At 75.7% G+C, this 20,777-nt stretch carries 19 protein-coding genes; 4 read left to right on the forward strand and 15 right to left on the reverse strand.

The window, feature by feature from the left end; genetic code table 11:
* Positions 1-123 precede the first annotated feature (123 nt).
* The gene (locus ACI8AD_RS12880) at positions 124-729 is read right to left on the reverse strand and encodes a dTDP-4-dehydrorhamnose 3,5-epimerase family protein (protein ID WP_456870925.1); all 606 of its coding nucleotides are present in this window, start codon (positions 727-729) and stop codon (positions 124-126) included.
* 93 nt (positions 730-822) lie between these two features.
* Between ACI8AD_RS12880 and ACI8AD_RS12885 the strand changes: the two genes are divergently transcribed.
* Positions 823-2,016 carry an NAD(P)-dependent malic enzyme gene (locus tag ACI8AD_RS12885; RefSeq protein ID WP_456870926.1) on the forward strand — a complete coding sequence of 398 codons (1,194 nt, stop codon included), beginning with the start codon at positions 823-825 and terminating at the stop codon, positions 2,014-2,016.
* On the opposite strand, the gene ACI8AD_RS12890 is transcribed toward ACI8AD_RS12885, so the two are convergent.
* The 9 genes from ACI8AD_RS12890 to ACI8AD_RS12930 form a co-directional block, all read right to left on the reverse strand.
* Complete coding sequence (locus ACI8AD_RS12890) at positions 2,006-3,457, reverse strand: pyridoxal phosphate-dependent decarboxylase family protein (RefSeq protein ID WP_456870927.1); 1,452 nt, start codon at positions 3,455-3,457, stop codon at positions 2,006-2,008. The two genes, ACI8AD_RS12885 and ACI8AD_RS12890, sit on opposite strands and share 11 nt — an antisense overlap.
* Positions 3,454-4,794, reverse strand: coding sequence for an MFS transporter (locus ACI8AD_RS12895; RefSeq protein WP_456870928.1), 1,341 nt, complete (start codon positions 4,792-4,794; stop codon positions 3,454-3,456). Before ACI8AD_RS12895 ends, ACI8AD_RS12890 begins: the two co-directional genes overlap by 4 nt.
* 109 nt (positions 4,795-4,903) lie before the next feature.
* Positions 4,904-5,296: a hypothetical protein gene (locus ACI8AD_RS12900; RefSeq protein WP_456870929.1), complete on the reverse strand. Its 393-nt coding sequence runs from the start codon at positions 5,294-5,296 to the stop codon at positions 4,904-4,906.
* Between the two features lie 47 nt (positions 5,297-5,343).
* Positions 5,344-6,060, reverse strand: coding sequence for a metal-dependent hydrolase (locus tag ACI8AD_RS12905; protein WP_456870930.1), 717 nt, complete (start codon positions 6,058-6,060; stop codon positions 5,344-5,346).
* Between the two features lie 228 nt (positions 6,061-6,288).
* Positions 6,289-6,477, reverse strand: coding sequence for a DUF6104 family protein (locus ACI8AD_RS12910; RefSeq protein WP_163475359.1), 189 nt, complete (start codon positions 6,475-6,477; stop codon positions 6,289-6,291).
* 2 nt (positions 6,478-6,479) lie between these two features.
* Positions 6,480-10,340 (reverse strand): multifunctional oxoglutarate decarboxylase/oxoglutarate dehydrogenase thiamine pyrophosphate-binding subunit/dihydrolipoyllysine-residue succinyltransferase subunit, encoded by a 3,861-nt coding sequence (locus ACI8AD_RS12915; RefSeq protein WP_456870931.1) that lies wholly within the window; start codon positions 10,338-10,340, stop codon positions 6,480-6,482.
* A gap of 130 nt (positions 10,341-10,470) precedes the next feature.
* Positions 10,471-11,280 (reverse strand): ankyrin repeat domain-containing protein, encoded by an 810-nt coding sequence (locus tag ACI8AD_RS12920; protein WP_456870932.1) that lies wholly within the window; start codon positions 11,278-11,280, stop codon positions 10,471-10,473.
* Positions 11,281-11,324: 44 nt separating this feature from the next.
* On the reverse strand, positions 11,325-12,092 hold the full coding sequence (locus tag ACI8AD_RS12925; protein ID WP_456870933.1) for an ABC transporter permease: 768 nt from the start codon (positions 12,090-12,092) through the stop codon (positions 11,325-11,327).
* On the reverse strand, positions 12,089-13,075 hold the full coding sequence (locus ACI8AD_RS12930; RefSeq protein ID WP_456870934.1) for an ABC transporter ATP-binding protein: 987 nt from the start codon (positions 13,073-13,075) through the stop codon (positions 12,089-12,091). The genes ACI8AD_RS12925 and ACI8AD_RS12930 overlap by 4 nt, the downstream gene beginning before the upstream one ends.
* A gap of 266 nt (positions 13,076-13,341) precedes the next feature.
* Between ACI8AD_RS12930 and ACI8AD_RS12935 the strand changes: the two genes are divergently transcribed.
* Positions 13,342-14,391 carry an adenylate/guanylate cyclase domain-containing protein gene (locus ACI8AD_RS12935; protein WP_456870935.1) on the forward strand — a complete coding sequence of 350 codons (1,050 nt, stop codon included), beginning with the start codon at positions 13,342-13,344 and terminating at the stop codon, positions 14,389-14,391.
* Between the two features lie 85 nt (positions 14,392-14,476).
* Complete coding sequence (locus ACI8AD_RS12940; RefSeq protein WP_456870936.1) at positions 14,477-16,114, forward strand: ABC-F family ATP-binding cassette domain-containing protein; 1,638 nt, start codon at positions 14,477-14,479, stop codon at positions 16,112-16,114.
* A gap of 4 nt (positions 16,115-16,118) precedes the next feature.
* Here ACI8AD_RS12940 and ACI8AD_RS12945 read toward each other — a convergent pair whose 3' ends face one another.
* The 4 genes from ACI8AD_RS12945 to ACI8AD_RS12960 all read right to left on the reverse strand — a co-directional run bounded on the left by ACI8AD_RS12945 (position 16,119) and on the right by ACI8AD_RS12960 (position 18,933).
* Entirely contained in the window at positions 16,119-16,832 is a 714-nt protein-coding gene (locus tag ACI8AD_RS12945; RefSeq protein ID WP_456870937.1) for an alpha/beta fold hydrolase, read from the reverse strand.
* 112 nt (positions 16,833-16,944) lie between these two features.
* A complete protein-coding gene (locus ACI8AD_RS12950) occupies positions 16,945-17,493 on the reverse strand; it encodes an N-acetyltransferase family protein (protein ID WP_456870938.1) in 549 nt (182 codons plus the stop codon).
* On the reverse strand, positions 17,490-18,599 hold the full coding sequence (locus ACI8AD_RS12955) for an alpha/beta fold hydrolase (protein WP_456870939.1): 1,110 nt from the start codon (positions 18,597-18,599) through the stop codon (positions 17,490-17,492). The genes ACI8AD_RS12950 and ACI8AD_RS12955 overlap by 4 nt, the downstream gene beginning before the upstream one ends.
* Positions 18,520-18,933, reverse strand: a complete 414-nt coding sequence (locus ACI8AD_RS12960) for a hypothetical protein (protein WP_456870940.1) — start codon at positions 18,931-18,933, stop codon at positions 18,520-18,522. Before ACI8AD_RS12960 ends, ACI8AD_RS12955 begins: the two co-directional genes overlap by 80 nt.
* A gap of 157 nt (positions 18,934-19,090) precedes the next feature.
* Here ACI8AD_RS12960 and ACI8AD_RS12965 point away from each other — a divergent pair, with 157 nt between their 5' ends.
* Complete coding sequence (locus ACI8AD_RS12965; protein WP_456870941.1) at positions 19,091-19,837, forward strand: SDR family NAD(P)-dependent oxidoreductase; 747 nt, start codon at positions 19,091-19,093, stop codon at positions 19,835-19,837.
* A gap of 45 nt (positions 19,838-19,882) precedes the next feature.
* On the opposite strand, the gene ACI8AD_RS12970 is transcribed toward ACI8AD_RS12965, so the two are convergent.
* Positions 19,883-20,776: an alpha/beta fold hydrolase gene (locus ACI8AD_RS12970; RefSeq protein ID WP_456870942.1), complete on the reverse strand. Its 894-nt coding sequence runs from the start codon at positions 20,774-20,776 to the stop codon at positions 19,883-19,885.
* Position 20,777: the final 1 nt, after the last annotated feature.

The following is a 20,777-nucleotide window of genomic DNA, read 5'->3' on the forward strand; positions in this document are numbered from 1 at the left end:
GGACCACCGCGCCGTGGCCATGCGCACCGACAAACGCGGCTACGTCTTCGCCGGCACCGTCACCGTCGCGGCCATCCGCATCTGGCTGTGTGACCTCACCCGCCGAGATCGCTCAGACAGGCCCTAGGCGCCCTGGCGCTGCCGGGCGTAGTGGGCGGCGCACTGCTCCATCGTCGGCAGCAGGCCCTGCTCCCGCGCCTGCGCCAGCGTGGGCGCGGCCCGGTCCTTGTCCGACAGCCGGTACTCCAGGTCGGCCGGCCACGGCAGGTCCAGGTCGGGGTCGAGGGGGGAGACGCCGAACTCGCGGCCGGGGGAGTACCCGGAGGAGACGAGGTAGGTCACCGACGACCCGTCCTCCAGCGCCACGAAGGCGTGCCCGAGGCCCTCGGCGAGGAAGACCGCGCGCGGCCGGTCGGACTCCAGCAGCACCGCGTCGGAGACGCCGAAGGTCGGCGACCCGACCCGCACGTCGACGACGACGTCGAGGACCCGGCCGGCCGGGCAGTAGACGTACTTGGCCTGGCCGGGGGGCACGAGCGCGAAGTGGACGCCGCGGAGCACGCCGCGCGCGGAGACGCTGTGGTTGGCCTGCGCCAGCGGCAGCGACCGCCCGGTGGCCGAGGCGAGCACGTCGGCGCGGTACCACTCGGTGAAGCGGCCCCGGTCGTCGCCGTGCGGCACCAGGTCGAGCACGTAGCTGTCCGGCACGGCGAGCTCTCGGATCTCCACGGGCGGCACGGTAGCGAGCGACCCGGGCCCCGACCTCGCCCCACGGGGTGGGGTGAGCGGCGACCCGGGGTCCGGCACTACCCTGCTGGGCCCATGGGCGCAGGGACGGGCACCCCGGGACCGACCGCCGACCGCTTCGCCGCCGACCCGGCGTTCGCGGTGCACGAGGGCGGCAAGCTCGCGGTACGCCCGACGCGGCCGATCGAGACCCGCGACGACCTCGCGCTGACCTACACCCCGGGTGTCGCGCGCGTGTCCAGCGCCATCGCCGCCGAACCCGCGCTCGCCCGCCGCTTCACCTGGGCGCCGCGCGTGGTGGCCGTCGTCTCCGACGGCACCGCCGTCCTCGGCCTGGGCGACATCGGCCCGGCCGCGGCGCTGCCGGTGATGGAGGGCAAGGCCTGCCTGTTCAGCGAGTTCGCCGGGCTCTCGGCGGTGCCGGTGGTGCTCTCGACCACCGACGTCGACACCATCGTCGAGACCGTGGCGGCCATCGCGCCGTCCTTCGGGGGGATCAACCTCGAGGACATCAGCGCACCCCGCTGCTTCGAGGTCGAGGAGCGGCTGCGCGAGCGGCTGGACATCCCGGTCATGCACGACGACCAGCACGGGACGGCGATCGTCGTCCTGGCCGCGCTGCGCAACGCCGCCGCGGTGACCGGCCGCGGGCTCGGCGACCTGCGGGTGGTCGTCGCCGGCGCCGGGGCCGCGGGCGTCGCCTGCACGAAGATCCTGCTCGAGGCCGGGGTGGGCGACATCGCCGTCGCGGACTCCCGCGGCGTGCTGCACACCGGCCGCGAGGACCTCCCGCCGGTCAAGCGGTGGCTCGCCGAGCACACCAACACCGGCGGCCACGCGGGCACGATGACCGCCGCGCTGGCCGGCGCCGACGTCTACCTGGGCCTGTCCGGCGGCACGGTGCCCGAGGCGGCGATCGCGTCGATGGCGCCGGGCTGCATCGTGTTCTCCCTGGCCAACCCGACGCCGGAGGTCGACCCGGAGATGGCCGCGCGGTACGCCGCCGTCGTCGCCACCGGGCGCAGCGACCTGCCCAACCAGATCAACAACGTGCTGGCCTTCCCCGGGGTCTTCCGCGGCGCCATCGACGCCGGCGCCACGGCCATCACCGAGGAGATGAAGCTGGCCGCGGCCGGGGCGATCGCCGGGGTCGTCGGCGACGACCTCGCGCCCGGCCACGTGGTGCCGAGCCCGCTGGACCGGCGGGTGGCCACCGCGGTCGCCGAGGCCGTGGCCGCCTGCGCCCGCGAGCATGGCGTCACCGCGTAGGCGCCGCCCGGCGCGGCCGGTAGACCAGGTCGAGGACGCCGGCCAGCAGCCGCTCGGCCACCGGGCGGGGGAGTGCGGCCACCAGGGCGTGCACCGGCGCCATCCGCTCGGGCAGCCGCCCGCCGCCGACGCCGGCGAGCTCCAGCAGCGCGTCGACCTCCGCGACGGTCAGCGCCGCGGGGTCGATCGTGGCCGCGGCGGCGACCAGGGCGGGGTCGGCCACCGGGCGGGGCAGCGCCGCGGCCGCGCGGGCGGCGTCGGCGAGGTCGGCGAGCAGCGCGTCGACCCGGCCGGCCGTGGCGCCGGTGACCGTCAGGTGCAGCGTGGCCGGCAGGTCGGCGCCGCCGGGCTGTCCGAACGGCGGCTGGGGCTGCAGCAGCCAGCCGCGGGCGGTGGTCTCGTCGGCGAGGTTGAGCACGTCGACGCCGCCCGGGCCGTCCTGCGCCAACGCCACCAGGGTGGCCACCGGCGACCCGACCACCCGCAGGCCGGGGATCGCCGCGGCGCCCTCGGCGAGGGCGACCGTGGCCGCCCGGGTGGCCCGCGCGAGCTCGGCGTAGCCGTCCCGGCCCAGCCACCGGTGCACCGCCCAGGCGGCGGCCATCGGCCCGGCCGGGCGGGTGCCGGCCAGCGTCGGGTTGACCACCGGGTAACCGGGCCAGCCGGCGGTGCTGAACCAGTGCCCCTGGCGCAGCTCCGGCTCGGCGGTGAGCAGCACCGAGACGCCCTTGGGCGCGTAGCCGTACTTGTGCAGGTCCACCGACAGCGAGGTCACACCCGGCACCGACAGGTCGAAGGGCTCGGGCACGTCGTCGAGGAAGGGCAGCACCCAGCCGCCGATGCACGCGTCGACGTGGCAGGGCACGCCCGCGGCGGCGGCCGGCGCGGCCACCTCGCCGACCGGGTCGAGCACCCCGTGCGGGTAGGACGGTGCGCTGACCACGACCAGCGCGGCACGGGCGTCGAGCTCCGCGGCCACCGCGGAGGGCAGCGCGCGGCAGGTGACCGGGTCGACGGCGACGTCGACGACGTCGAGGTCGAACAGGTGCGCGGCCTTGCGAAACGCGGCGTGCGCGGTGACCGGCAGCAGGAGCCGGGGACGGCCCGACCCGCCCCGCGCGCGCCACCGCTCCCGGGCGGCCAGCACCGCCAGCAGGCAGCTCTCGGTGCCGCCGCTGGTGACCGTGCCGACCGTCGCCGGCCCGCCGCCGAGCAGGTCCGCCGCCGCGCCCACGAGGTCGTCCTCGATGCGGGCGACGCTGGGGAAGGCGGTCGGGTCCAGCGCGTTCGTCCACTGGAACGCCGCCTGCGCGGCGGCGGCGAGGTCCTCCAGGCCGGCCAGCCCGGAGTCGTAGACGTAGGCCATCGTCGAGCCCCCGTGGGTGGGCACGTCGCCGGCCTGCAGCGCGGTGAGCTCGGCCAGCACCTCCTGCGGCGTCACGCCGGGACCTCCTCGGGACGGGCGGGGACGGGGTCGAGCCGGTAGCGGGCCAGCACCGGCAGGCTGGCCAGCACGAACAGCGCGGGGACGACGGAGAAGCCGAGCCGCACGGCGAGCACCGCGCCGCCGGACTGGACGGCGTCGCCACCGGTGGAGGAGACGTAGCCCGCCGCGGCCAGCAGCAGCCCGAGCAGGCCGGGGCCGACGGCGAGGCCGAGGGTCTCGGCCGCCGTCCACACGCCGGTGAAGACGCCGGCCCGCCGCCGTCCGGAGGCGGCCTCGTCGGCGGCGACGACGTCGGGGAGCATCGCCAGCGGGAACATCTGCATGCCGGCGTAGCCCACCCCGACGAGCACCACGAGCGCGACGGCGAACCCGGTGCCGCCGGTGCCGACGAACGCCAGCCCGGCCGCGGCCCAGACGAACACCGTCGAGGACGCCAGCAGCCCGGTGCGCTTGCCCAGCCGCCTGCTGACCCGCAGCCACAGCGGCACGACGAGGATCGCCGGGCCGACGAGCGCGGCGAACAGCAGCGACCCGGCGGCGGGATCGCCGAGCACGTGCTCGGAGTAGTAGGGGACGCCGGCGAGCATCACGCCGATCCCGAGCGCCTGGACGACGAAGCCGGTGAGCAGCACCCGGAACGGCCGGGTCCGCCAGGCGACGACCAGCGTCGCGCCGAGCCGGCCCTCGCTGGTGGTGCGGGTGAGCGTGGGCGCGCGGCGGGTGCCGGCGACCGCACCGAGCATCCCGCCCGCGAGCAGCACCGCCACGAAGACGCCCATCGCCAGGTACCCGCCGCGGCCACCGCCGAAGGCGTCGACCACCGCCGGGGCGCCCGCCCCGGCGATCAGGATGCCCAGCGCCAGCGCGGCCACCCGCCAGGACACCAACGTGGCCCGCTCGCCGGGATCGTCGGTGATCTCCGCCGGCTGGGCGACGTAGGGCACCTGGAAGCAGCCGTAGGCCGTGGCGGCGAGCAGGAAGGCGACCGCCACCCAGGTGGCAGCCAGCGCCGGCGGGCCGCCCGGGCCGGCGAAGACGAGGACGAACAGCGGCGGCAGCGCCAGGCCGCCGGCGAGCATCCACGGCCGGCGCGGCCCCCAGCGCCCGGTCGTGCGGTCCGAGCGGCTGCCGATCCACGGGTTGAGCAGCACGTCCCAGGCCTTGGGCGCGAACACGACCAGGCCGGCCAGCCCGGCGGCCACCCCGAGGACGTCGGTCAGGTAGTAGAGCAGCAGCAGGCCGGGGACGGTGCCGAAGGCGGCGGTGGCGATGGAGCCCACCGCGTAGCCGACGTGCGTGCCCCGGTCCAGGCGCGGCGGGACGGCGGTCACAGCGGGGGACCGTAGCCGCCGCCGGCCCCCGGCGGCCGGGGAGCGCCCGGCGGGTCCACCGACGGGGGAGGGCACGCGACCACGCCCACCCGCACCGGCCGACCCGCCGTCACCCCAGGACGGTCTCGGCGCAGCCGCCCAGGCCGTCGTCGGGGCCGGTGGCGGCCGGGCAGTCCAGCCGCACCCACTCGCCGGTGCCGAACCGGTCGCGGGTGCCGTCGACGAACACCTCCAGGCCGGGCACGCCGGGGCGGGCGCGGTACCACGTCGTCACCGGGTCGCCCTCCGTCGTGGGCCGGGTGACCGCCAGCTCGGCGCCGTCCACGGTCCGGCCGGCGTCCAGGCAGGCGAGGGCGTCCGGCGCGATCGGCTCGCCCTGGCCGAGGTCCTGGACGGGGCACGCGGGCAGCCGGTCGCGCCCGGTGAAGGCGTCCGGGGTGCCGGCCTCCCCGGCGCAGCCGGCGCACAGCAGAGCCAGCAGCACGGCGGCGGTGCGGGACACCCGCCCAGCATGGCGCGCCGGGGTGCTGCCGGGGTCTCGGTGCTGTCTCAGCCGCCCAGGCTGAGCAACCCCTGCAGGTAGGGCTCGACGACGCCCCGCGCGGCGGTGTTGTCGTAGAGGAACCACACCGCGACGAGCAGGAACGCCGGCGCGAGCACCGACTTCTCCAGCGTCGTGCCGGTGCGCATCGGGGTGAGCGCGACCCGCTTGCGCTTGAGCAGCCACAGCAGGGGCACCGGCACGCCCTGCTTGGTGATCAGGTCGCCGACGACGTGGGTCAGCACACCGAGCGCCACCGCCCAGGGCAGCCACGTCGGCTGCGGCATGTTCTCCAGCAGCAGCCAGGCGCCGCCGAAGGACAGCACCAGGTTGCCGACGACGGTGTTCTCCGCGCGGCCGGGGATGACGAAGTGCAGCGCGCGCAGCGCCAGCCCGATCGCCAGCGCCATGACCACCAGGCTCGACCAGTACAGGTTGGCCGCGGCCAGCGCCACCGCACCGAAGGCCACCGGCGCCAGCAGCGCGTCGTGGGTGCCCCAGCGGTGCCCGCCGGCCAGCCGGCCGATCGCGCCCGACGGCACGTCGGTGACCGGGCCCCACATGTCCGAGACCGTCGACCCGCTGTGGTCGAGGTCGGGCAGCATCGCGAACCCACCGGCGGCGGCGACCCACGCCACCTGCGCGACGGTGCCGTCGACCGGGGCCCAGGGGAGGGTCGCGGCACCGGCGGCCAGGCCGGAGAGCGCGTGGGAGTGACCGAGCACGTGCGCAGCGTCCCGCCTGGTGGGCCGCCGGTGACGGAGGCGCACCGACCCGACGATCAGAGGGAGGACCTCCCTGCCCCCCACCGCTCGCAGGCTCGCGGCGGGACCCTGCAGGGAGGCCGGATCACCGGGCGTCCTCCCGCACCGCAGCGCGTCCCCCCTCACGGTGGGACGTGGGGGAGGACGCCGCACGATCAGGTCACCTGATCATCGCGGGGGGGCGGCGGGTCAGTCCTCGTCGTCGACGTCGTCGGTGCCGCCCCGCGCCAGCCAGGTGGCCAGCCGCTCGATCGGCACCTCGAAGTCGGGGTGCTGGTCGACGAAGGCCTGCAGCTGGTCGGCCAGCCAGGCGAGGGTCACCTGCTCCCCGCCCCGCCGGTCGGCGAGCTCCTCCAGGCCGCGGTCGGTGAAGTACACGGTCAGCCGGCGAAGGCCTGGGCGATGAGCTCCTTCTGCTCGACCTCGTGCACCTTGGCCGAGCCGACGGCGGGGCTGGCCGAGGCGCGGCGGCTGACCCGGCGCAGCGTCCGGCCGCCGAGGTGCTCGGGCAGGTTGAGCGCCATGAACGACCAGGCGCCCATGTTCGCCGGCTCCTCCTGCACCCAGACGAGGTCCTGGGCGTTCGGGTAGCGGTCGACGGCCTGCCGGATCTGCTCGCCGGGCAGCGGGTAGAGCTGCTCGACGCGCAGCACCGCGGTGTCGGCGCGGCCCTCGGCCTCGCGCTGGGCCATGAGGTCGTAGGCGACCTTGCCGCTGCACAGCAGCACCCGGCGCACCGCGGCGTCGTCGAGCGGCTCGCCGCCCACGCCCGGGTCGCCGAGCACCGGGCGGAAGCCCTCGTCGGTGAAGTCGGCGACCGGGCTGACCGCCGCCTTGGCCCGCAGCAGCGACTTCGGCGTGAACACGACCAGCGGCCGGTGCACGTCGGAGAGCGCCTGGCGGCGCAGCAGGTGGAAGTAGTTGCCCGGCGTCGAGCAGTTGGCGACGGTCATGTTGTTCTCCGCCGACAGCTGCAGGAACCGCTCGATGCGACCGCTGGAGTGGTCGGGGCCCTGCCCCTCCAGGCCGTGCGGCAGCAGCAGGACGACGCCGGAGCGCTGCCCCCACTTGGCCTCGCCGGAGCTGATGTACTCGTCGATGAGCATCTGGGCGCCGTCGACGAAGTCGCCGAACTGCGCCTCCCACAGCACCAGCGCCCTCGGGTTGGCCACCGAGTAGCCGTACTCGAAGCCGAGCGCGGCGTACTCCGACAGCAGCGAGTCGTAGACGAAGAACTTCGCCTGGTCCTCGGCGAGGTGCGCCAGCGGGGTGTACTCCCCGGCGGTCTGCCGGTCGATGAGCACCGCGTGCCGCTGCACGAAGGTGCCGCGGCGGGAGTCCTGGCCGGCCAGCCGCACCGGGATGCCCTGCACCAGCAGCGACCCGAAGGCGAGCAGCTCGCCCATCGCCCAGTCGATGCCGCCCTCGCTCACCATCGCCGCGCGCCGCTCCAGCAGCCGCTGCAGCTTGGGGTGCACGGTGAAGTCGGCGGGCAGGGACACGTGCGCGTCGCCGATCGCCTTCATCACCTCGGGGGTGATGGCGGTGGCCACCGCGGTCGCCTGCTGCGCGGGCTGGTCCATGACCGGCTGCGGCTTGGGCGTCTCGCTCGCGTCGTGGGTCTCGGCGAAGGCCCGCTCCAGCTGGTCGCGGTAGTCCTTCAGGGCCTCCTCGGCCTCGCCGAGGGTGATGTCGCCGCGGCCGATGAGCGCCTCGGTGTAGAGCTTCCGGACCGAGCGCTTGCGGTCGATGATCTCGTACATCAGCGGCTGGGTCATCGACGGGTCGTCGCCCTCGTTGTGCCCGCGGCGGCGGTAGCAGACGAGGTCGATGACGACGTCCTTGCGGAACGCCTGCCGGTACTCCACGGCCAGCCGCGCCATCCGCACGCAGGCCTCGGGGTCGTCGCCGTTGACGTGGAAGACCGGCGCGTTGACCATCCGCGCGACGTCGGTGGAGTAGAGGCTCGAGCGCGACGCCGCCGGGCTGGTGGTGAAGCCGACCTGGTTGTTGATGACGACGTGCACCGTGCCGCCGGTGCGGTAGCCGCGCAGCTGCGAGAGGTTCAGCGTCTCCTGCACCACGCCCTGGCCGGCGAAGGCGGCGTCGCCGTGCAGCAGGACCGGCAGCACGGTGAAGCCCTGCTCGCCCTTGTCGATCATGTCCTGCTTGGCCCGCGTGATGCCCTCGAGGACCGGGTTGACGGTCTCCAGGTGCGAGGGGTTGCTGGCCAGCGAGACGGCGATCTGCGCGTCCTCGCGGAACGGGTTGTCGAAGGTGCCCTCGGCGCCGAGGTGGTACTTGACGTCGCCGGAGCCCTGGACGGTGCCGGGGTCGATGTTGCCCTCGAACTCGCCGAAGATCTTGGCGTAGCTCTTGCCGAGCACGTTGGCCAGCACGTTGAGCCGGCCGCGGTGGGCCATGCCGATCGCGACCTCGTCGAGGCCGTGGTCGGTGCCGGCGATGAGCACCTCGTCGAGCAGCGGGATGACCGACTCGCCGCCCTCGAGGCTGAACCGCTTCTGCCCGACGTACTTGGTCTGCAGGAAGGTCTCGAAGGCCTCAGCGGCGTTGAGCCGGCCGAGGATGTGCTTCTGCTTGTCCCGGTCGGGCTGCTCGTGCTTGACCTCGATGCGCTGCTGGAGCCACTCGCGCTCCTCGGGGTCGGTGATGTGCATGTACTCCACGCCGACGGTGCGGCAGTAGGAGTTGCGCAGCACGCCGAGGATGTCGCGCAGCGGCATCACCTTCTCGCCGGCGAAGCCGCCGACGGGGAAGGTGCGGTCGAGGTCCCACAGGGTCAGGCCGTGCTGCAGGATGTCGAGGTCGGGGTGGCTGCGGACCTTGAACTCGAGCGGGTCGGTGTCGGCCATGAGGTGGCCGTTGCGCCGGTAGGACTCGATGACCTCGATGACCCGGGCTTCCTTGTCGATCTGCCCCTCGCGGCTGACCCGCACGTCGGGCATCCAGCGCACCGGCTCGTACGGGATGCGCAGCGACCGGAAGACGTCGTCGTAGAAGCCGTCCTCGCCGAGCAGCAGCTGGTGCAGCCGGCGCAGGAAGTCGCCGGACTCGGCGCCCTGGATGATCCGGTGGTCGTAGGTCGAGGTCAGCGTGATGATCTTGGAGACGCCGAGCTCGGTGAGCGCCTCGGGGCTCATCCCCTGGAACTCGGCCGGGTACTCCATCGCGCCGACGCCGATGATCGCGCCCTGGCCGGCGGTCAGCCGCGGCACCGAGTGGACGGTGCCGATCGTGCCCGGGTTGGTCAGGCTGATCGTGGTGCCGGAGAAGTCCTCGAGGGTCAGCTTGCCGGCGCGGGCGCGGCGGATGACGTCCTCGTAGGCGCCCCAGAACTGGGCGAAGTCCATCTCCTCGGCGCCCTTGATCGAGGCGACGACGAGGGAGCGCGAGCCGTCGGCCTTGGGCAGGTCGATGGCCAGGCCGAAGTTGACGTGCTCGGGCTGCACGAGGGTCGGCTTGCCGTCGACCTCGGCGAAGGCGGCGTTCATGTTCGGGAAGTCGTCCAGCGCCCTGACCAGCGCGTAGCCGATCAGGTGGGTGAAGGAGACCTTGCCGCCGCGCGAGCGCTTGAGGTGGTTGTTGATGACGATGCGGTTGTCGGCCAGCAGCTTGGCCGGCACCGCGCGCACGCTCGTCGCCGTCGGGACGGTGAGCGAGGCGTTCATGTTCTTGACGACGCTGGCGGCGGCGCCGCGCAGCGGCGTCCGCTTCGGCCCGTCGGCGGGGGCGGCCTTCGCCGGCTGCGGCGCGGCCGGCGCCGGGGCGGCCTTGGCCTTCTGCTCGGCGCGGTCGGCGGCGCGGTCGACGACGGTGGCCTCGGTGCGCTCGGGCACGGGGGTCGACCGCGTGGCCGAGGGCTCCGGGGCGGGCTCCGGGGCGGGCTCCGGCGTGGCCTCGGGTGCGGGGGAGGGCGCGGGCGGCGGGGTGGCGGCGGCCGGCCGGCCGTTGGCCGACCCGCTCGGCTCGGCGGCGGAGGCCGGCGGCTCGGGCGCGAAGGCGGCCACCGGGGCGGGGGCCTGCTCGCGGTCGTCGCTGGCGGCGACCGGGCTGCCCGGCCGGTAGTCGGCGAAGAACTCGTGCCAGGCCTGGTCCACGCTGGACGGGTCGGCGAGGTACTGCTGGTACATCTCCTCGACCAGCCACTCGTTGGTGCCGAAGCCCGCCACCGCCGAGGAGGTGCCGGTGGAGGACGGCCGGGATGAGTTGTCGCGTGACACGGGGTCGAGTGCCTTCTTCGTCGTCGGTGGACGTCTCTGGACCGGGGCCTGACTCTACGCCCGGTCCCCGGTGCCCGACCCGCGGTCCGCCCGCCGCGCCGGGCCTCTCACCGGCCGTCGCGGCCTGCGCTCAGCTGCGCGCGCCGGCGGCCACGAGCAGGTCGACGAGGGCGTCGCGGGCACCGGCCTGACCTGCGTCGTCGCGGCGGTGGCGGGCCGCGGCGACCCGGCCGATGTCGAGGGCGCTGGCGCCGTCGGAGGTGGTCGCCTCGACGTCGGCCCCGGCGGCGAGCAGCAGCCGCACGACCTCGGGCGCGTCGCCGCCCGGCCCGGCGGCCACGGCCTCGTGCAGCGGCGTCCGGCCGGTGTCGGGGTCGCGCCGGTCGGCCCGGGCCCCGGCGGCCAGCAGCGCGCGGACCAGGTCGGGCCGGCGGGCGGCCGCGGCCGCGGCGAGCGCGCCGCGGTCGGGGTCGGCGCCGCGGTCGAGCAGCAGCCGCAGCGTCGCGGCCGCGCCGCCGGCCGCGGCGACGGTGAGCAGGTCCAGCCCGGTGGCGGAGTCGGTGAACGCCGCGCCGCCGTCGAGCTCGCCGGTGAGGCGGTCGACGTCGTCGAGGTACGCCGCGGCGGCGGCGTCGACCGGGGCGCCGAGCGCACCCAGCACGGGCACCAGCCCGGGGGAGTGCTCGACGGCGACGTGCAGCGGCGTGCGGCCGGACTCGGTGCGCGCCCCGAGGTCGGCACCGGCCGCGACCAGCTCCCGGACGACGTCCTCGCGGCCGGCCGCCACGGCCAGGTGCAGCGGCGTCCAGCCGCTCTCGCCGGCGTGCTCCAGCGTGCCGGCGAGCAGCCGCGGCGCGTCGGCGACGGCGCCGCGCACGTCCTCGAGCTCCCCGGCCTGCACGAGGCGGGCGAGGCGCGGCACGGTCATGCGGGTGGTCATGCGGGGGTCCCTCGTCCTCGGGTGCGGTGGGAGTGCGGGTGCGGTCAGACGACGTCGCGGCGGACGGCCAGCAGGCTGCCCAGCAGCGCCGCGACCAGGCCGTACCCGAGCAGCAGCACGACGCCCTGCCACGGGGCCAGCAGCTCCGGTGCCTGGAAGTCCGACGTGATGGCCTGCACCGCGCCGCCGGGCAGCCACTTGTAGGCGCCCTGGATCGCGCCGATCGAGGAGATGATCGGCTCGACGACGTAGAGGTAGACCAGCGAGCCGACGATGGCGCCGACCTGGTTGCGCAGCAGCGCGCCGATGCCGACGCCGATCACGGCGAACACGACCAGCACCAGCCCGGCGGCGCCGAGGGTGCGCAGGTTGTCGCCGTCCAGCGACGGCGCCGCCCCGCGCGCGCCGGCGTAGAGCAGCACGACGACGACGTCGACGGCGAGCACCAGCAGCGCCACCGGCACCGCCGCGGCGGCGTAGGCCAGCAGCTTCGCGGCGACGACGCGGCCGCGGCGGGGCGTGGTCAGGAAGGTCGGGGTGGCGGTGCGGTGCCGGTACTCCTGGGTCATCCCGATGATCCCGAGGATGAGCAGGAAGACGCTGGCGTTGGCCGCGACGGAGAAGACGATCTCCTCGTACTGCGGTGTGCCCACCGCGGGGAGCCCCGGCTGGCCGCCGTTCTGCTCGGCGCCGGCCAGGCCGGTGAACAGCGCGGCGAAGCCGCCGGCCATCACGCAGGCGCCGAGGACCAGGCCGATCCAGACGCGGGTGGTCAGCAGCTTGGTCCACTCGGCGCGGACGAGCGCGGTCATCGGGCCGCTCCCTGGGTCGTGTACTGCGCGGGCCCGGCGGGGGAGCCGGCCGCGAACTGCTCCTGGCCGGCGGTGAGCCGGAAGTAGAGGTCCTCGAGGCCGGTGCTCTCGGCGCGCAGCTCGTGCAGCTCCACCTGCGCGGCGAACGCGCGGGCGCCGACGACGGCCGGGGTGGCGCCCTCCACGGTGACCAGGCCGTCCTCGCCGCGGGTGGCGGCCAGGCCCGCGGTGGCGAGCACGGCGACCAGCCGGTCGGCCTCGGGGCTGCGCACGAGGACGCTGCCGGCGCCCGCGGCGCCGGACCGCAGCTCGGCGATCGAGCCCTGCCGGACCAGGCGGCCGGCGCCGACGATGACGACGCGGTCGGCGGTCTGCTCCATCTCGGCGAGCAGGTGGCTCGACACGAGGACGGTGCGGCCCTCGTCGTGGGCGAGGTGCCGCAGGAAGCCGCGCAGCCAGAGGATCCCCTCGGGGTCCAGGCCGTTGGCCGGCTCGTCGAGGACCAGCACCGGCGGGTTGCCGAGCAGCGCGGTCGCCAGCGCCAGCCGCTGCCGCATGCCGAGGGAGTAGCCGCCGGCCCGGCGCCGCCCCGCCGTCGCGAGGCCGACCCGCTCGAGGACCTCGTCGGCGCGCGCGACGGGGATCCCCGCGGCGCGGCAGTACACCCGCAGGTGGTCGCGGCCGGAGCGGGCGGGGTGGAAGGCGGTCTCGAGCACCGCGCCCACCGTGCGCACCGGCTCGCGCAGCGCCGCGTAGGGGACCCCGTCGAAGGTGGCGGTGCCGGTGTCGGGGGTGATGAGGCCGAGGACCATCCGCAGCGTCGTCGTCTTGCCCGCGCCGTTGGGCCCGAGGAAGCCGGTGACCGATCCCGGCTCGACGGTGAAGCCGAGGTCGGAGACCGCGCGCACGGTGCCGAAGGTCTTGGTCAGGCCGGACACCTCGATCCGCACCGGTCGGGGTCCTGCGGTGGTGCCGCTGGGCATCGGTCCTCCTCGTTCCGCCGTGCCGCCGTCCGCACCCCCGTGCCGCACCATCCAAGCGCACCGGCGGCCGCCGACCGAGCCTGCGGGGCGCGGCGTGCCGCACGTCACCGGCCCGTTCCCCGCCGGACACCCCGCGTTCGCCCGCGCGGCCGTGACCGCGGGCACACCGGCTCCGGCCCGGTCACTACAGTGCCCGCCGTGGGTGCCCGTCGGCTCGTCGCGGTCGTCGTCGACCGGACGACGGGCTGAGCCGGGACGGGTCGCCGGTGGACCCCGTCGCACCCGGTCCGGAGTCGGTCCCGCCCGGTCCGGAGGTCCGGGAGGCGCTGGAGCGGCTGCTGCTCGGCGGCCCGCGCCGGCTGACCCGGCTGGAGGTCGCCGCGGCGGCCGGCATGCCCCCGGAGCGCACCCAGCGGCTGTGGCGGGCGCTGGGCTTCCCCGACGTCGCCGACGACGACCGCGCCTTCACCCTGTCCGACGTCGGCGCGCTGGCCACCGTCTCCGAGCTGATCGACGCCGGCTTCATCGACCCCGACAGCGAGGCGTCCATCGCCCGGGTGACCGGCCAGGCGCTGTCCCGGCTGGCCGACTGGCAGACCGACCTGCTCGCCGGGGCGCTCGTCCGGCGGGCGCGCGAGCAGGGCCCGGGGACGCCCGTCGACGCCGTGGCCGCCGCCGAGGCGCTGCTGCCGCTGCTGAGCCGCACGCAGGACTACGTGTGGCGCCGGCACCTGGCGGCCAACCTCGACCGCGCGCTGTCCACGGGGGCGGCCGGGGACCGGCGGGAGATGGCCGTGGGCTTCGCCGACCTGGTCGGCTACACCTCGCGCTCGCGGGGCATGGGCGGCCGCGAGCTCGGCGCGATGGTGGAGGCCTTCGAGGCGACGGCGACCGAGGTGATCGCCCGCTCCCGTGGCCGGGTGGTCAAGACCGTCGGCGACGGCGTCCTGTTCACCGCCGCGTCCGCCGTCGACGCCGTCGAGATCGGGCTGATCCTGCCCGCCGTGTGGGACGCCGAGGACCACCCGCCGCTGCGGGTGGGCGCCGCCTACGGCACGGTCCTCACCCGCCTCGGCGACGTCTACTCGCCGGTGGTGAACCTGGCCAGCCGGCTGACGTCGATCGCCCCCGCCGGAGCGGTGCTGGTCGACCGGGTGCTCGCCGGGCACGTGCGCGACCTGCCCCAGTACCGGGTGCGGCCGATGGAGCCGGTGGCGGTGCGCGGCTACGAGTCGGTGCAGCCGTGGCGGGTGAGCCGGCGGGTGGCGGGGGAGGCCGACGAGGGGCCCTCCCACGAAATCGTGCGCGACCGCTGAGCGTCCCGCGCTACCGTGGGCCCGTGCTGTGACCCCCGGAACCGACGTCGTCCCCCGACCCGCCGTCCACCCCGGGAGCACCTCCATGAGCGCCACCCTCGTCGCGCGCGGCCTGGCCGCCGGCCACGGCGCCCGCGTCCTCTTCTCCGACCTCGACCTCGTCGTCGCCCCCGGTGACGTCGTCGGGCTGGTCGGCGTCAACGGCGCCGGCAAGTCCACGCTGCTGCGCACCCTGGCCGGTGAGCTGCCCGCCGAGTCCGGCGGGATCGCGCTCAGCCCGCCGACGGCGACGGTCGGGCACCTGCCGCAGGAGCGCGACCGCCGGGAGGGCGAGACGGTCGCCGCCGCGCTGGGCCGCCGCACCGGCGTCACCGCCGCCCAGGCCGCCCTCGACGCCGCCACCGCGGAACTGACCGAGGGGCGGCCCGGCGCCGAGGAGGCCTACGCGGAGGCGCTGGAGCGCTGGCTGTCCCTCGGAGGCGCCGACCTCGACGAGCGCCTCGAGGCGGTCCTGGCCGACGTGGCGCCCGGCGTGGCGCCCGACGCCCCGATGCCGGGCCTGTCCGGCGGGCAGGCCGCCCGGGTCGGGCTGGCGGCGCTGCTGCTGTCCCGCTACGACCTGCTGCTGCTCGACGAGCCGACCAACGACCTCGACCTGGCCGGCCTCGACCGGCTCGAGCGGTTCGTCACCGGCAACCGCGCCGGGATCGTCGTCGTCAGCCACGACCGGGAGTTCCTCGCCCGCACCGTCACCCGCGTCGTCGAGCTCGACCTCGCCCAGCAGCTGGTGCGGGTGCACGACGGCGGCTACGAGAGCTACCTCGCCGAGCGCGAGGTGGCCCGCCGGCACGCGCGCGAGGAGTACGAGGAGTACGCCGAGACGAAGGCCGACCTCGAGGCCCGGGCCCGCATGCAGCGCAACTGGCTGGCCAAGGGCGTGCGGGACGCGGTGAAGAAGCAGCGGGACCCGGACAAGTTCATCAAGGCGCACAACCGGGCGACGGCGGAGAAGCAGGGCGCCAAGGCCAAGCAGACCGAGCGGCGCATCGAGCGGCTGGAGGTGGTCGAGGAGCCCCGCAAGGAGTGGGAGCTGCGGATGACCATCGCCGCCGCGCCGCGCGCCGGGGCGGTCGTCGCCACGCTGCGCGACGCCGTCGTCCGCCGCGGGGACTTCACCCTCGGGCCGGTGAGCCTGCAGGTCGACTGGGGCGACCGGGTGGCGATCACCGGCCCCAACGGCTCGGGCAAGACGACGCTGCTCGGCGCGCTGCTGGGCCGGGTGCCGCTCGACGCCGGCAGCGCCTCGCTCGGGCCGGCGGTGCGGCTGGGCGAGGTCGACCAGGCGCGCGGGCTGTTCGTCGGCGAGCGGCGGCTGCTGGAGGCCTTCGGCGCCGAGGTGCCCGACTGGCCGACGGCGGAGGTCCGCACGCTGCTGGCGAAGTTCGGCCTCACCGCCGAGCACGTGCTGCGCCCGGCGGCGACCCTCTCGCCGGGGGAGCGCACCCGCGCCGCGCTGGCGCTGCTGCAGGCCCGCGGGGTCAACGTGCTGGTGCTCGACGAGCCGACCAACCACCTCGACCTGCCGGCCATCGAGCAGCTGGAGTCCGCGCTGGCCGACTACCCGGGCACGCTGCTGCTGGTCACCCACGACCGCCGCATGCTCGACGCGGTGGCCACGACCCGCCGCTTCGCCGTCGACGACGGCCGGGTCACCGAGGTCTGACCGGTCAGGCGCGGGTGCCGGCCGGCTCGACGACGTCGGCGAGGACCCGGGCCAGGTCGCCGGGGACGGACAACTGCGCCATGTGCGCCGAGGGCAGCCGCACCAGCCGCCCGGCCTGCGCGCCCATCGCCTCCTGCGCCGGGACCGGGATGCAGTCGTCGGACTCCTGGGCGCACACCACGTACGTCGTCGGGTGAGCACGCTCCGGGGCGCTGCTCGGCGTCGTGAACGCCGCGGCCGACTGCAGGACCAGGCGGTCGCGGAGGGCCGCCGCCTGCTCGCGGGGCAGGTCGGCGCACAGCGCCTGGTGGACCGTGTCGAGATCGCGGATCACGGTCAGTGAGCCGTCGTCTCGCGCTTCGACCCAGGCCGGGAGCGAGTCCCCGCCCACGAGGTCCATCAGCGACTGGCCCCGTTGCGGCCACATCGCGGCGACGTAGACGCTGTGGCGGACGCGAGGGTCGTCGGCCAGTTCGGTGATGACCATGCCGCCGTAGGAGTGGCCGACGAGCACCACCGGCTCGTCGATCTCGTCGAGGGCGTGCCGGACGTGGTCGGCGTCGGCGCGGAGGTCGCCCAGCGACCCGGGGTCGGTCCCGGCGCTGGGCAGCTGGTCGACCACCGCCACGCGGTGACCGAGGTCCTGCAGGTGGCGGGCGACGTCGTCCCACACCCAGCCGCCGCCCCAGGCGCCGTGCACGAGGAGGAAGGAAGCCATCCCCGGAGGGTCCGCCGACCGCGCGGCCCCCGGGAGCCCTCCGCTCGCCGGCGGCCGGCCCCCGGGCGTGGCGCGACCCGGTGCGCCCGGGAGCTGACGTCGGGGAACCAGCTCAGCTCAGGTCCTCGCCCAGCGCCTCGGGCAGCCCGACGGTGGCCATGCCGGCCCAGGTCTCGTCGACGTGGTGGGCCAGCACCATGAGGTCGCGCAGGTTGCCCTCGCGGTCGCGCACGTGGTCGCGCAGCAGCGCCTCCCCCGTGAAGCCCAGGTCGGTGAACAGCGCCAGCGCCGCGCCCTGCTCGGCGACGACCTCCACGACGAGCTTGGCCAGCCCGTCGCCGACCGCCGTCACCAGCGCCTGCCGGGCCAGCCCCCGGCCCAGGCCCGAGCCGCGCCGGGTGGGGGACACGACCAGCCGCACCTCGCCGACGTGCGCGGACCAGCCCGGCAGCGGGCGGACGGCGACGTAGCCCGCGACCTCGTCGCCGTCCATCGCCACGAAGCGCCGTCCGCCCCCGGCGCCGTCGGCCCACGACCGGACGACGGCGGGGTCGGTGACCTCCTCCTCGATGAAGGTCAGGTCCCCCTCCGGCAGGCTCCCGAAGAACCGCAGCAGCGCCTCGGCGTGCGCCGGTCCCAGCTCGACGACCTCCACGCTCATCCCTCCTGCCCCGCCGCCCGGGCGGGCGCGCTCTCCTCGCTGCGCGTGCGCAGGAAGCCGATGATCTCCGGCACCGTCGTCCGCGCCGCCGTCCGGCCGACCACCAGGCCCATGTGGCCGGCGTTCAACCGCAGCTCGTGCTTGTCCTCCGAGCCGACCAGGTCGATCAGCGGCGCGGTCGCGTCGGGCGGGACGATGTGGTCGCGGTCGGCGCGGACGGTCAGGAACGGCACCCGGATGTCGGACAGGTGCACCCGGTCACCGCCCACGGTCAGCCGGTCGGTGACCATCCCGTTGTCGCGGACGAGCATCTGCACCGTCTCGCGGGCGGCGGCGCCCGGGAACGGGATGTGGTCGTCGGACCAGCCGGTCATCGCCTGGTAGGCCGAGACGTACTCGTCGCTCCACAGTCGCTCCCACAGCGTCACGTACCGGGTGACCTCGGCGGTGGGGGTGAGCGTCTTGAAGCCCTGGACGACGACCCGCGGCGGCACGTTGCCGTCCTCGTCGAGGACGTCGTCGACCTCCAGGCCGCCGCGGAAGACGTCGGCCATCGGGCCCATCTGCGTGAAGTCGACCGGGGTGGCGAGCACGCTGAGGCTGCGCAGCGGCGCGTCGGGGTGGTGGGCGGCGTACAGCAGCGACAGGTCGCCGCCGAAGCAGTAGCCGAAGAGGTTGACCTGCTCGGCGCCGGAGATCTCCCGCACCCGCTCCACCGCGGCGGGGACGTAGTCGTCGACGTAGTCCTCGAGCCGGTTCTGCGCGTCGCGCTCGTCGGGCTCGCCCCAGTCGACCATGTACACGTCGAAGCCGGCGTCGACGAGCTGCTCGATGAACGAGTTGCCCGGGGTCAGGTCGAGGATGTAGCTGCGGCTGACCAGGCTGAACACGATGAGCAGCGGCGGGGAGTACCGCACCCGGTCGCTGCGGTAGTGCCACAGCTGGGTGCGGCCGCGCTCCCAGACGACGTCCTTCGGCGTCAGCCCGACGCCCGGGCGGTCGACCCCGGCGACGAGCTTGATGCCGTTACGCGCGCGGAGGGCGTTGCGCTCCACGTCGCGACGGACGCGGTCGAGGACCGCCTGCGGGCTGGGCACCGTCGGCATCGGGCTCCTCCGGGGTCGTCTCGGCGGCCGCGCGGGCGCGGCGCTCGGTCTCCAGTTGGACGGTCAGGCGCCGCACCTCGCGGTCGAGGGCGCCGATCTGCGCGCGCAGCCGGGCGAGGTCGGTGCCGGCGGGCAGGTTGACCAGGTGCCAGGCGCGGGCCGACACCCCCCGCGCGGTGTCCCTCGCCGCGTTCTGCGCACGCCGCAGCAGGGCGACGCCGGTGGCGAAACCGGGCGTGCGCACCAGGTTCTCGGCGTGCGGGGTCACCCGCTTCTCGGCGGCGTCGAACGCCTGCCGCCACAGCGGCGCCTCGGGTTGCTTCCCCGACGTCATGGCCCGGCCTCCTCTCGACCGGGGGGTGCCTACCCGCCGGGTGACCCACCACACAGCCGGTTACGGTCCCGGGGACGGTGCAGCAGCGGGAGGGGAGAGCGGCGTGGCGGACAGCGGTGCAGCGGACAGCGGTGCAGCGGACAGGACCGTGCTGGACATGTTCCGGCTCGACGGCCGGGTGGCGATCGTGACGGGGGCGTCGTCGGGACTCGGCGTGGTGTTCGCCCGGGCCCTGGCGCAGGCGGGGGCCGACGTCGCCCTCGGCGCACGGCGCGAGGAGAAGATGGGCGCCACCAGGGAGGCGGTCGAGGCCGCCGGGCGGCGGGCGATCACCGTGCGCACCGACGTGGCGAGGGTGGAGGACTGCCAGGCGCTCGTCGACGCCACGATGGCCGAGTTCGGCCGGGTCGACGTGCTGGTCAACAACGCCGGCATCGGCACCGCCGCGCCGGCCACCCGGGAGAAGCCCGAGGAGTTCCGCGCGGTCATCGACGTCAACCTCAACGGCTGCTACTGGATGGCGCAGGCCTGCGGCCGGGTGATGCAGCCGGGTAGCTCGATCGTGAACATCTCCAGCGTGCTGGGCCTGACCACCGCCGGGCTGCCCCAGGCGGCCTACGCGGCCAGCAAGGCCGGGCTGATCGGGCTGACCCGCGACCTCGCCCAGCAGTGGACCGGGCGCAAGGGCATCCGGGTCAACGCGCTGGCCCCGGGCTTCTTCGCCTCGGAGATGACCGACCAGTACCCCGAGGGCTACCTCGACCAGCAGATGGGCCGGGTGCTCGCCGGCCGCGCCGGCGACCCGATGGAGCTCGCCGCGGCGCTGGTGTTCCTCGTCAGCGACGCCGGCGGCTACGTCACCGGGACGACGATCCCGGTGGAGGGCGGCATGCTCACCAGCTGAGCCCGGCACCGGGGCCCCGCCGTCGCAGCGGGGCCCCGGCGCGGCTCAGGCCCGCTCGACCCGGTCGACCAGCGCGCCGATCCGGTCGACCAGCTGCGGCCACACCGCGCGCGGCAGGTCGTGGCCCATGCCCTCGACCACCAGCAGCTCGGCGCCCGGGATCGCCGCCGCCGTCGCCCGGCCGCCGGACACGTTCACCAGCGCGTCCTGCGCGCCGTGCACGACGAGGGTGGGCACGGCGACCCGCGCGAGGTCGGCGGTGCGGTCGGGGCTGGCCAGGATCGCGGCGAGCTGGCGGGCCACCCCCGCGGGGTTGTACGCGCGGTCGAAGGAGAGCCCGGCCCGCTCCCGCAACCCGGACTCGTCGAACTCGAAGCCGGGGGAGCCGATGACCCGGTAGGTGTCGACGGCGCGCTGCACCGCGGACTCCCGGTCGGTCGCCGGCGGGGCGAGCAGCACGCCGAGCGCGGCCTCCGCGGGCGCGCCGACGGCCGGGTCGCCCGTGGTCGACATGATCGAGGTCAGGCTGCGCACCTTCTCCGGGTGCCGGATCGCCAGCGCCTGGGCGATCATCCCGCCCATCGAGGCCCCCACCACGTGCGCGCTGCCGAGGCCGAGGGCGTCGAGCAGGCCGGCGGTGTCCTCGGCCATGTCGGCGAGGCGGTAGGCGACCCGCGAGTGGTCACCGCCCATGACGGCGAGCACGTCGGGCGCGCCGGCGGCGTCGAGGTGGGTGGACAGGCCGATGTCGCGGTTGTCGAAGCGGACGACGTGCAGGCCGCGGTCGGCCAGCATCCGGCAGAACTCGTCGGGCCAGCCGATCATCTGCGTGGCCAGGCCCATGACCAGCAGCAGCGGTGTGTCCTCGGGCGAGCCGAAGGTCTCGTAGGCCAGCTCGACGTCGCCGACGCGGGTGGTCTGCACCCCGGTGTGCTCCATG

This window comes from Geodermatophilus sp. SYSU D00766 (assembly GCF_054049915.1).

Bases quoted from the DNA above. Each gene is read 5' to 3' on its own strand.
- ACI8AD_RS12885 (WP_456870926.1), top strand. From the start codon at position 823: ATGGGCGCAGGGACGGGCACCCCGGGACCGACCGCCGACCGCTTCGCC.
- ACI8AD_RS12920 (WP_456870932.1), bottom strand. From the start codon at position 11,280: ATGACCACCCGCATGACCGTGCCGCGCCTCGCCCGCCTCGTGCAGGCC.
- ACI8AD_RS12925 (WP_456870933.1), bottom strand. From the start codon at position 12,092: ATGACCGCGCTCGTCCGCGCCGAGTGGACCAAGCTGCTGACCACCCGC.
- ACI8AD_RS12930 (WP_456870934.1), bottom strand. From the start codon at position 13,075: ATGCCCAGCGGCACCACCGCAGGACCCCGACCGGTGCGGATCGAGGTG.
- ACI8AD_RS12940 (WP_456870936.1), top strand. From the start codon at position 14,477: ATGAGCGCCACCCTCGTCGCGCGCGGCCTGGCCGCCGGCCACGGCGCC.
- ACI8AD_RS12945 (WP_456870937.1), bottom strand. From the start codon at position 16,832: ATGGCTTCCTTCCTCCTCGTGCACGGCGCCTGGGGCGGCGGCTGGGTG.
- ACI8AD_RS12950 (WP_456870938.1), bottom strand. From the start codon at position 17,493: ATGAGCGTGGAGGTCGTCGAGCTGGGACCGGCGCACGCCGAGGCGCTG.
- ACI8AD_RS12955 (WP_456870939.1), bottom strand. From the start codon at position 18,599: ATGCCGACGGTGCCCAGCCCGCAGGCGGTCCTCGACCGCGTCCGTCGC.
- ACI8AD_RS12960 (WP_456870940.1), bottom strand. From the start codon at position 18,933: ATGACGTCGGGGAAGCAACCCGAGGCGCCGCTGTGGCGGCAGGCGTTC.
- ACI8AD_RS12965 (WP_456870941.1), top strand. From the start codon at position 19,091: ATGTTCCGGCTCGACGGCCGGGTGGCGATCGTGACGGGGGCGTCGTCG.
- ACI8AD_RS12970 (WP_456870942.1), bottom strand. From the start codon at position 20,776: ATGGAGCACACCGGGGTGCAGACCACCCGCGTCGGCGACGTCGAGCTG.